The following is a 10,968-nucleotide window of genomic DNA, read 5'->3' on the forward strand; positions in this document are numbered from 1 at the left end:
ACATGGCCGTAGAAGCCAATTAGATCAGATAGCATGGCACCAGCATTGCGCGCCATTTTGAGACCGTCTCCTAGACCCGATCGCGCATTGCGCTGCAAAACTTTGCCAGGTTCTGGTGTGATATTTTCCCGGATTAACTCATGATCACATTGAAAGCCGCCATCAGCGATTACTACATTGTTCGCACGTATTGAGAATTCACCCTTTTTAGATCTTCCCTCCACACCAACACATTTGCCATCTTCAATAATCAGCTTATGCGCACGATGGTCGCGCTCGATCACTCCACCTGCTTTGGCAAATTTACTAGCTAATGTGCGTAGCAGCACATCACCGCCGCGCCCACGCCAATCCGCTCCCACTCGCTGTAATGAGGGAGGGGAGAGCACAAAATTATGATGTGGTTCGGCCCCACCCTTTATGAAGCGTACTCCCTGGCTTTGCAGCCATTTGACTGCTCGTCGGGTGTCCTTAGCGACAGCAGAGGATAATCCAGTGTGGGCAGCGCCTTCAGTTGCAGACTGTATTCGGTCATTTAACTCGTCGGCAGGTAATTGGATATCACTCAGGCACACATGAAAAGCTCCTCCTGTCAGCCGAGTGTTACACATATATTCCTGTTCAGCCCCACGCTCCAGTACTATAACTGACAGCCCTTCCTCTGCAGCCCTGAGTGCGGCGCTCAGACCTGCCAGCCCCGCCCCGATTACACAAGCATCCACACTTTTCATGATTTCACCTGGGCATTAGCGTTTCAGCGATAAGATCGACCACTTCTATAGCAGCCTTCAAAGCAAAATAAACTACTACTCCTATGGCCATGGCTAAGGCATATAGGTCGGGTATGCCTAATCTAAACCCGAGCCAACAAACCGCTAAGAACAAAATTGCACCACCTGATATGGTGATCGATGTTCTGAATTTCAGAATGGCCAGCAGAGTCGGGTACGGAGTGGCCTGACTACTTGTATCTTCCATGCGTTTGTTCCGTCCTAAATATGTACACGTTGAATCGTCGTTTACATATGCTATTAAGATCCACTAAAAACGAGCTGATGAAATACATTGTAAGACCATAAGGTATAACCTTTAATAGAGATCTGCCCTACTTGACAGACGGGAGGATGATAAGGTATAAAGGAATGACCTTATGATGATTTTATTCTAGTGGCCTCTATAAGGAAGTAAGTTTGCTGTAGAAGACTGACAAAAACCACCACGCAAACAACTTCAGGAATGATAGCCCGCGTGCTGCAGAAGTTGAGCCAGGGCAAGCCAAAGCGTAGTTGGTATGCAAAAGAGGCGCCTGTCCATTGCGCACCCCATGGGTCGGTGATCACTATGCTGAAAACGACCACGATTTGTCCGAATATAGCACCCCCTGACCTTGCATGACTGGCGTCGCTTTCCCCAGTGCGGATCCCTTGTCCAAATGCGGTATAAAGGACATGCTGCATGGCGCGAGGATTAGCCGGGTCGGTTCCAGTCCAAGACTGTTATCGAGAGATAAGCTCTAGACAAAAGAGAGAATTCGCGCTGAACCTGGCCAAAGAAAACGCTGCAAGCGAAGGCGCATTGCGGTGTAAGAAACCACACGTTGCCCAGTTGCGAGATGAATTAGTGCAGCGAATTAGCGCTACGTTGTCTAAGCGATTTTAGAGAGTGAGCGTAAATCAGTCGGGGCCAGAAACCCGTAGCTTACCAGTTTGTGTTTCAATGTTATTCCTAAGGATACTCTCCGAACCGGGTGCCGCGGCTTCGAAATTCTGGGTGTATTTCCCCATGACAGTATGGTTCCATACTTCTGGTTTAGGCGCTGGCACAAGGATCTGAGGATGTTTGGGGTAGACTTTGCGCCATTGGGGCGGTCAGTTTTGCAAACTAAACAAAATCCTTGTCAGTCCAGCCGCTTTTTAGCAAACTGCTGATTTCAGCATCGAGATGCCTTTCAGCAACTACCCGTATCGGGTAACCAAACGCTTTACTTAGCGGCACTAAAACCGCTTGCAGCGGCAGCGCAATAGCCTGGCTGCCCACGACCATGATGCTTCCCGCGCAGACTTGCTTGAGCTGGTCGCGGTTGATTTTTAACCAAAGCGCCAGTTGCTTTCTGCTTGTAGCATCAGTCTCTTTTCCCCGCGCCGGTATTTCACTTGTCAAAAGGACGAATCGTTCGCCTTGAAGCAGCAGCTTGTTGAGCTCTAACTCCCAGTTAGAGGCGCCACTTGCAGACATCCAGACCAAGGGGAACTGACGCGTGTCAATATGCATTACGCTAACTCCAGTTTACTGATGAGATTGAGCGCTGTCGGCGCGAATTCGCTGATACGAGCCGGCAATCAGCAGCTCCAACCCGATCACAAAGCGGTGATCGAAATTTTCAGAGAATATTGCTTCGCTCGCAGCCAGACTATGCGGATATTTTTCATGTGTGGATGCCAAGAACTGGCGCTTGCGCTCAGCCAAATCTAGTGTACTGCCCGGACCCAGCGCCTGTTCCTCCATGACGAAACCAAGAACGTAATAGGTAGTACTAAAACTGTAAACTGCGGCAAGCTCCGCACTTGCGCCGGCCTGCACGAATGCGGAGATCATGGCCTCGCTGGTTCGTAAAACGTTATCGGTCACCACATACGTGCCCGCAAATACTCGGGCGCCGTCGCGATGGCGCAGCAATGCCCGACGAAGTTCTCCGGCTACCTGCAGGATGCGATCCTCCCATGACGCAGCTTTAGAAAGATCTCTTGCCACAGTATCCAGCAGGGCATCTGCCATGCCGTCGATCAGCGCCTGCTTGCTTTCGAAGTGCCAATAGAGCGAAGGCGCCTGCACCTTCAAAGACTGGGCAAGTTTACGCATAGTCAACCCTTCCAGGCCGTCCTGGTCCAGCAGCGCGAGCGCCGCCTGGACCACTTGTTCTCGCTGAATTTTCGGGACTCTCATATCGCACCTTGGCTTGATGACTTGAAATCTAACACTGTTAGTGTATCATTTAATAAAACTAACGATGTTAGTTTTGTAGAAAACCATGCATTTGGTGCTGTTCGCAAGCGCCATGCACGATGGTGTGTATCTACACAAGATGAAATTTGCAAGGACGCTTAATGACTATTCAGCCTGAAGAAACGACAAACCGTCGCCCGCTGGCATTGCGCCTGGCTCCCTGGGTAGGGTGTGCGGCAATCATTGCTCTGCTTATCCTGGCAACCACCCACTGGCGCGAATGGACCAGTAGCAGGACGATTCAAACGACACAAAATGCGTTCGTGAAATCGGACTTTGCGGTGCTGAGCACCAAAGTCTCCGGCTATATCAAGGCATTGCCGGTCGAAGATTTCCAAACAGTGCACGCTGGCCAGTTAATTGTGCAGATCGATGACAGCGATTATGTACTGAAAGTGGCATCTGCATTGGCCAAACTGAGCAAAGCGCAGGCCAATCTGGACAATCTCGACAGGGAAATCTCGGAACAGCGCGCTCGCATCAAGGGGGAGCAGGCCAATGTCCGTGCGGCCCAGGTTCGGGTTCGTCAATACAAGAGCAACCCGGAACGCCAGGAAAAACTGGTCCGGCAGGGCGCTTTATCGCGGCAATTGTTTGAAAATGCCCAGGCAGACCTGGATCATGCAGTGGGCCTGCACGAAGCTGCCATTGCCCAGGCAGACCTGGCCAGTAAATCGCTGGCTGTCCTGGAAGGGCAGCGTGGGCTGCGCGCAGCCGATGTAAATGCCGCTGCTGCCGAACTTGAAGGCGCCAGACGCGACCTTGACTATACGCGCATTGTCGCTCCCTTCGATGGCGTGCTAAACAAACGCCATGTTCAGCTCGGCAGCCTGGTCAGCACCGGCACTCAGATCGTGTCTATTGTGCCTTCCGATCAGTCTTACGTTATCGCCAATTACAAGGAAACCCAGTTGGTTCATGTCCAGCCAGGCCAGCCAGTTAGTGTGAGCGTTGATGGCCTTCCCGGCAGGCAGTTTCGTGGCCGGGTCAGAGAAATCGCGCCCATGAGTGGTGCCGAATCAGCATTGCTACCGGCAGACAACGCATCTGGTAATTTCACCAAAGTTGTGCAGCGTATCCCTGTACGTATCGACTTGGCCCCCGGGCAGCGGGAATTAAACAGGCTACGGCCTGGAATGTCTGTCGAAGCCAGCATTAATACAAAAGGCGACAATATTCCTCCGTACACGAAGCAAGCGCATCATGTCGCGTACAAAGCGCAGACGGAGTTGGACTGATCATGGCGCTTCGATCTCTTTTCGCTAACGCACCTCGTCCCCGCCCGGCGCTCACTGTAGCAGCCATTTTTCTGGGCGCGGTTCTCACGACTTTGCAAGGACGGCTGTTTTCCTCGGCGTTGCCAGATCTGCGCGGCCAATTCGGTCTGGATGTTTTGGAAGCCGCATGGCTGGGCACCGCGCTAAACGGCGCACAGCTTGTCACCATGTCTATTGTCCCCTGGCTTGCCACCATTATCGGACCGACACGGATTCTCGTTACGCCCAGTCTGTGTCTTGGTTTCGCAACTCTGCTCATTCCTGCTTTCGCACACAATTATCCAATGCTGGTTATTCTGCATGCTGTTGCAGGCTTGTGTATGGGCATCTACCTGCCATTGACTATTAGCCTGGGGTTGCGCAGCGTGCACCCGCGGCTCTGGCTGGTTGTCATGGCCGCCTAAAGCTTGCGCGTGTCTACCGGCATGGATGCGGGGTATGGCGCGTCGGGCTTTCTGGTGGAAGAAGTCAGTTGGCACTGGGTCTATTGGATGACGGCTTTTATCGGGCCGCTCATTGCCTTGCTTACCTGGAAAGCAATGCCGCTGACGCCTGTCAATCAAGATCAATTGCGGCAGGCTGATTGGGCCGGCATGACCTTGTTCTGCACAGGTTTGGCGTTGATATTTATTGGTATCGAATCGGCCGAACGCCTGGGTTGGCTGGATTCGGGCCTGGTGGTTACTGCACTTGCGGGCGGGGCTATTCTGTTTTTCGCCGCTGTTGTTCGCGGCGCGCTACAGCCAAATGCATTTGGAGATCTTGCAGCGTTTGGCAATCGAAACATCCTTATTTGTCTGGTGATTGCCTGCCTGTTCGGTGTGCTGATGACGCCCACTTCCTTGCTGATCCCCACGTTTCTTGCGCAAATGGGTGATCTCAAGCCTATGCAGACGGGTTCGGCCACTCTGATTGCATTCGCTGCTTATCTCGCAGCTACGCCTTTGGCCGTTTATCTGGCCAGACGCGCCGAGCCCAGGCTGCTCATCGTATGCGGACTGATTGTCATCGCGATCACAGCATGGCTAGGCACGCATATCAGCCACAACTGGCGAGTGGATCAATTCATCACGATCCTGATTATGCAGTCGCTTGGCGAGAGCATTATGCTCATCGGATTAATTGCCGCATTCGTAACCAATCTGAATCCGCAGCATGGCGTGGCGCTCGGTGCGTATGTTTCAATAGCACGCGTATTGATGCCGGTAATGGCCGGTACAATCATGTCAACTTGGCTCCGTATGGCCGCAGACACCAGTTATGCATCATTAAGCGCCTATGTGCAGGCCGGTGAGCCGCTGGTCGTGGAACGCACACGTTCTGGATTAAATGGTATCGCAAGTATCATTGCGCGTGAATCTCAAGTGATTGCCCATATTGACGGTTTTCATCTTGTTTTCTGGACAAGCCTGCTTAGCTTGGTGCTAGCGGTGCTATTGCGCTCTTCTCCCTCAAATCCGATAGCTCCTCCTATCCAAGCCTCATCCGAATAACACCATCAACGCTGTCTGCTATGAGAGGTATTCTGATTATGCTCAGTGCAGCGACATCAAAGCCCAATGCTGGCAAAGCCATTTAGGTCTTTTGAGTGTACCAGACGTAGCCTTCACCGTTGATACATCAGGAGGTCATGTAGCCCGTCCGGCAAGAACGGACGCGGGATGCAACCGAAGGGGTTGCCCAAGCGAAGCGCGGAGGCATGTGCGGCGACAAATGAAAAAGTATAGCTGATTGCAAGGCCAATGCGGATGCCGACACGAGCTTCACTTGCCGTTGACTGAACCACCAGTTGCCGGTCCCCAGTGCTTGCCCATGTTCAGCAAGACGTGCTGACGATAGGCCAGGCTCCACATGATGTAGCCTGCAATCATGTGGTTACTGCCGTCCGCGGTGACCATCATGCCAGACTGCAAATCGCGACGCGTTGTCTTCGGGTTCACGATGTCGCCGATTTCCTACGCCATGTTCCTGAACGTGACGGCTTCAAAGGAGATGCCGCCTGCCAGCCTAGTCCCCCAGCGGGTTGTTATCGTACAGACTCTTTGCTTGCCATGCTGCTGCCTCACCATCTTTGGGCTCGTGCGACCTCAATTGCACGTCGAAATTGAAATCCATTGGTATCTCTATCAGATCCTCGTCTGGATTAACATCGTTTCAATGAGTGGCATCGAAAGTAAGTTGAACAGCATCGCCCACCATTTGCTCTCTTCGTTGATGAAATAATTTGTACGAGATTCGCCTTGGCGCAACATCAAGATCCATCCATAGCGTCAGTTGTTTTGATCCTTGCCAGCTCGTTATTGCGCCTTTTCTGATTTCTGCCCGAGCCGCACTGGAAAATTTTTCCGCCAAAATATCAATGGGAGACTTTGTTTTCCGAATGATCACGCTACTAAAAAGCGCTTGGATCTGATGCGCATCCCATACAAACGCTTTCATTAATATCAAAATAAATGCTATAATGAGAATCATTATTATTTAAGTGGGCGTTGCCTACGCTATTGTGCAGCCGATTCTCAATGTCTAACTCGCTTTCAACCGATGATATCGGTCTGCTTTATGCACAGCACTATCCCTGGCTGGTGCGTTGGCTGCATCGCAAGCTGGGCAGTTCTCACGATGCCGCAGACTTTGCCCAGGATACGTTCTGCCGTTTGCTCGGCAGTCAGGCTCCTGCGCTTCGCGAGCCTCGCGCGTGGCTGACGACCACCGCTGCGCGCCTGATCATTGATGATTCCCGAAGCCGAAAGGTCGCCCGGCTGTTCTGTGAGTCTTGGGCTCATGTGCATGGAACCGATACCGCGCCGTCGGCCGAAACGGTAGCGCAAGCGGCCCAGACCCTGGCGCTGGTCAGCCATTGGCTGGAGACATTACCGCCCAGAGCGCGAACGGCCTTTCTCATGGTCCGCCTCGAGGGGAAGACGCATGCCCAGGTTGCCGCGTATCTGGGCGTGTCTGTCAGTCGAGTGCGCCAGTATCTGTCTGCCAGTCTTTTGCAGTGTTACAAACTGGCTTTTAGCGATGCTGGTGTTGCGTAACATGGGACATTCGATTGCTGAGCTGTTGCCTGGAGAGTGTGAACCGACTGCTGAAGTTGTTGCTGCAGCAGCGCAATGGTTCGTGCGGCTACAGGACGATGATGTGAGCGATCAGGAGCGCGCGCAGTGCCTGCGATGGCGCCAGGCCAACGTAACGCACGACCTGGCCTGGCGGCGCCTGGAGACATTGTGGCGAAATTTCGATGATCTGGAAGGGCAGGCTGCCCAACCCGCTCGGGCGACCATGGCAAAGCTGGATGCGCGAAAGCGTGGCAAACGTCGGGTAAAGCGTACCGTTGGCGCGACTATTTGTTGTATTGGCGTGGTGGTACTGCTATCTGACATGATGCATCGACATTTGCTGGCAGACCACCACACGGGTCTGGCTAGGCGTGAGACGGTGATGCTCCCTGACGGCAGCCAATTAACCCTGGATGCTCGCAGTGCGGTGGATGTGCGGTATAGGCGCACCGAGCGCAGGGTCGTATTGCGGGAGGGTCAGATTCTGGCCCAGGTCAATCATGATCGTGATAGCCGGCCTTTTGTCATTCAAACAGAGCAAGGTACGGCAACTGCACTGGGGACTCGCTATACCGTGTCGCTGCTGGACAATACCACGCAAGTGAGCGTGCTCGAATCCAATGTCAGAGTATGTCCAGGGCGCAGCATCAGCACCGTCTGCGCAGATTTAAAGCAGGGGCAGACCGCTAACGTCGAGACGAACGTCGTATCTAGAATAGAAACGTCGGGGTATAGCGATCCGTCATCGTGGGCACAGGGTTATCTGGCTCTGGATAATCAGTCGCTAAGCCGGGTGCTGCATGTGCTCAAGTCCTACCATAGTGGGGTGATGTGGTATGACGAAAGAGAACTGGAAAGTGTCCTGGTCTCAGGAGTTATCCCGATAGAGGATAGCGAGCAGGCATTCAACATTCTGGGTCGCACCCTGCCAATACAGATTCGCCAATATATGCCATGGGCCGTGGCAATAAAAAAGAAAAAATAATGCCGGTTTTGCCTGTTACTTTGCGTTTGTGATCCGTCATAACTCATGGACACGCAAAAACAAAGAGGGGTCTATGAGTTTGAGGAACGGAAGTTTTCGGCCAGTGGGAAGTCGCATCGGCGCTTTAGTGTACTTGTGCTTAAGCACACATGTTGTTTCAGCACAGAACGGGTCGGCAGACATATCCCGGCTATACCGGATTGCAGCGGGCCCACTCACCCAATCAATCAACCAGTTTGCCCTGCAGTCCGGAGTAGCCTTGGTTTTTCCTTCCCCATTGACGGCAAACAGACAGGGGCCTGCACTCAATGGCCGCTATACCGTGCACGAGGGGTTCAGTCGTTTGCTGCAGGGTTCCGGGCTGCGTGCAATCCCGCAAGAGGGAAATATCTACAGTCTGGTTGCCGCCGCCCCGCTGCAACATTCCATTGATACAGCCCCTGCTGTGGCGACATTGGATTTGGTCTACGCCATGGATGAAGCATACAGTCGCACGGTGGACGGCTATGTTGCCCTGAACGATACTACCGCTATGAAAACCCCTGCATCGTTGCTTGAGACTCCGCAAACCGTCAACGTGGTAACCAAAGACCAGATGGTTGCCCAGGGAGCGCAAAGCGTGACCGATGCCGTGCGCTATACGCCTGGTGTGCTTCCGTCCTTCGGTGATAGCGATACACGTAATGATGTACTTCACAGTCGTGGATTTTATCTGAAACAGAACCTGAATGGATCGAAGCTGCCTTTCGGCGCATACAGTGCGGCAATGCTACGCATTGACCCTTATGGACTGGAACGAATTGATATCCTCAAGGGCCCAGCTTCCGTGATGTATGGACAAAACACACCTGGCGGTATCGTGAACATGCTTACTAAGCAGCCGCTGGATACGCCCAGGCATGAGGTGATTCTGGGCGTTGGCAGTCATGACCGCAAGCAGGGCGCTTTTGACTTCACTGGTCCCGTTGACGACGCGGGCCGGTTTTCCTATCGCCTGACTGGGTTGGCCCGAGATAGCAACGGCCAGGTTGATAAGGGGTTCGACCGGCGCGTCTTTATCGCTCCATCCCTGAGCTGGAAGCTGGGCGAGCGTACCCATGTGACGGTGTTTTCACATTATCAGCAGGACAAAACGCTGACCGATTACATGGCGCTGCCGGCGGTCGGTGCCCTTTATGACAGTCCTTATGGCAGGATTTCGCCCGCAAAGAACCTGGGGCAACCAGACTTTGACGGATACGAGCGCAGGCAATTGGCCGTGGGCTATGAATTCGAACATGTGCTCAATGATATCTTCACGTTCCGCCAGAATCTTCAGTACAACAAGGTAGACGTGACAACACAGGCCAGTCCCGGCTATATGCTGGATCCAACATCTCGTTATTTGAGCCGGGTGGGAACGCGTGGGCAAGCCCGGGCCAATGTGCTCTCGGTCGATACGCATCTGCAAGCCGATTTTCATATCGGGGCGGCGCGACATACGGTCCTGGCCGGCGTGGACTATATGAATCTGGACGATACTTACAAATTTGCTTCCGGTCTTTATGACCGACCTCTGGATATATTAAACCCCGACTACAACGTGGCGTCTCCGGAACTGGTCCCGCGTATCAATTACCGGCAGACCCGAGAACAGCTGGGCTTATATCTCCAGGACCAGATCCGGTGGAATCGTTGGGTCGTCACCCTGGGTGCCCGTTATGATTCCGCGCATTCGCGCACGTTAAACCAGATACCCGCCAGTGTTCGGGCCAAACAGCAGGAAACGGCCTGGACCGCAAGGGCAGGGCTGGCTTACCTGTTCGATAACGGTATGGCACCCTACGTGAGCTACAGTACTTCTTTTGAGCCTGAAGATGGTACCAACTTTACCGGCGCGCAGTTCAAAGCCATGCGCGGCAAGCAGTTCGAAGCGGGGATCAAGTATCAACCGGCGGGGAGCAAGAGTTTCATTACCTTATCGGCGTTTGAAATCAGGCAACGTAATATGACCACGCCCGATCCCGATCCGACACATACTGGTTTCCTGGTGCAGTCTGGTGAGGCACGTGTTCGCGGAATCGAGGTCGAAGCCAAGGTGCATATCAGTGATTCACTGGATGTGATTGCTTCGTATGCCTATCTGAATTCTAAGATGGTCAACGCAAACACGGATGCGACTGGCCGCACGCTTCAGGGCAAATCGCTGGAGCGGGTGCCCCGGCATCAGGCGGCGTTGTGGATGGAGTACAGTCCATTATCAGCATTGCATCTGGCGGCTGGTTTGCGCTATCAGGGATCAAATTTCGGCGATGCTGATAACACACTTGCGCTGCCGGCAAGAACGCTGGTTGACGCATCTGTCCGTTATGATGCCGAGCATTTATCTCCCCGCCTGAAGGGCCTGACGCTGCAACTGACCGCCTCTAATCTGTTCAACAAGGAATATGTTGGTTATTGCCTAAATTCGATTCAGTGCTTTTATGGCCAGGGACGCAAGGTGCATGCATCGCTACGTTATCAATGGTAAACAGCTGTATATTTTCGATTCTTCTAGGTATAGTCGATAGAAAAAAAGATAAGTATCACAGTCTCTATGTTGCAGTGAATTTGAATCGGCCAGGGTTTACTAGACACTTTTAAGCCTCATAATACTCACAGATGG

General features: G+C 52.9%; 12 protein-coding genes. 6 read left to right on the top strand and 6 right to left on the bottom strand.

Annotation, left to right across the window (positions count from 1 at the left end):
* The 4 genes from ACTIKR_RS18250 to ACTIKR_RS18265 all read right to left on the bottom strand — a co-directional run.
* On the bottom strand, positions 1–731 hold a 731-nt coding region (locus ACTIKR_RS18250), incomplete at its 3' end, for an FAD-dependent oxidoreductase (RefSeq protein ID WP_442328606.1).
* A gap of 4 nt (positions 732–735) precedes the next feature.
* A complete protein-coding gene (locus ACTIKR_RS18255; RefSeq protein ID WP_442328607.1) occupies positions 736–978 on the bottom strand; it encodes a hypothetical protein in 243 nt (80 codons plus the stop codon).
* 903 nt (positions 979–1,881) lie between these two features.
* Positions 1,882–2,271: a hypothetical protein gene (locus ACTIKR_RS18260; RefSeq protein ID WP_442328608.1), complete on the bottom strand. Its 390-nt coding sequence runs from the start codon at positions 2,269–2,271 to the stop codon at positions 1,882–1,884.
* Positions 2,272–2,286: 15 nt separating this feature from the next.
* Positions 2,287–2,943, bottom strand: coding sequence for a TetR/AcrR family transcriptional regulator C-terminal domain-containing protein (locus tag ACTIKR_RS18265; protein ID WP_442328609.1), 657 nt, complete (start codon positions 2,941–2,943; stop codon positions 2,287–2,289).
* Between the two features lie 161 nt (positions 2,944–3,104).
* On the opposite strand from ACTIKR_RS18265, the gene ACTIKR_RS18270 reads away from it, so the two are divergent.
* Genes ACTIKR_RS18270 through ACTIKR_RS18280 form a run of 3 tightly spaced genes read left to right on the top strand, consistent with a single transcriptional unit; the run spans position 3,105 to position 5,773 of the window.
* Positions 3,105–4,241 carry an HlyD family secretion protein gene (locus tag ACTIKR_RS18270; RefSeq protein WP_442328610.1) on the top strand — a complete coding sequence of 379 codons (1,137 nt, stop codon included), beginning with the start codon at positions 3,105–3,107 and terminating at the stop codon, positions 4,239–4,241.
* 2 nt (positions 4,242–4,243) lie between these two features.
* Positions 4,244–4,684, top strand: a complete 441-nt coding sequence (locus ACTIKR_RS18275; protein ID WP_442328611.1) for an MFS transporter — start codon at positions 4,244–4,246, stop codon at positions 4,682–4,684.
* Positions 4,685–4,693: 9 nt separating this feature from the next.
* The gene (locus ACTIKR_RS18280; protein WP_442328612.1) at positions 4,694–5,773 is read left to right on the top strand and encodes a hypothetical protein; all 1,080 of its coding nucleotides are present in this window, start codon (positions 4,694–4,696) and stop codon (positions 5,771–5,773) included.
* 270 nt (positions 5,774–6,043) lie between these two features.
* On the opposite strand, the gene ACTIKR_RS18285 is transcribed toward ACTIKR_RS18280, so the two are convergent.
* Positions 6,044–6,220 (bottom strand): hypothetical protein, encoded by a 177-nt coding sequence (locus ACTIKR_RS18285; protein ID WP_442328613.1) that lies wholly within the window; start codon positions 6,218–6,220, stop codon positions 6,044–6,046.
* 214 nt (positions 6,221–6,434) lie between these two features.
* Entirely contained in the window at positions 6,435–6,719 is a 285-nt protein-coding gene (locus tag ACTIKR_RS18290; protein ID WP_442328614.1) for a hypothetical protein, read from the bottom strand.
* A gap of 80 nt (positions 6,720–6,799) precedes the next feature.
* Between ACTIKR_RS18290 and ACTIKR_RS18295 the strand changes: the two genes are divergently transcribed.
* The 3 genes from ACTIKR_RS18295 (at position 6,800) to ACTIKR_RS18305 (ending at position 10,833) form a co-directional block, all read left to right on the top strand.
* The gene (locus ACTIKR_RS18295) at positions 6,800–7,318 is read left to right on the top strand and encodes a sigma-70 family RNA polymerase sigma factor (RefSeq protein WP_442328615.1); all 519 of its coding nucleotides are present in this window, start codon (positions 6,800–6,802) and stop codon (positions 7,316–7,318) included.
* Between the two features lies 1 nt (position 7,319).
* Entirely contained in the window at positions 7,320–8,324 is a 1,005-nt protein-coding gene (locus tag ACTIKR_RS18300; RefSeq protein ID WP_442328616.1) for a FecR family protein, read from the top strand.
* Positions 8,325–8,583: 259 nt separating this feature from the next.
* Positions 8,584–10,833, top strand: coding sequence for a TonB-dependent siderophore receptor (locus ACTIKR_RS18305; RefSeq protein WP_442328617.1), 2,250 nt, complete (start codon positions 8,584–8,586; stop codon positions 10,831–10,833).
* Positions 10,834–10,968 lie beyond the last annotated feature (135 nt).

Source organism: Advenella sp. (assembly GCF_052108595.1).
Classification (GTDB): domain Bacteria; phylum Pseudomonadota; class Gammaproteobacteria; order Burkholderiales; family Burkholderiaceae_B; genus Advenella.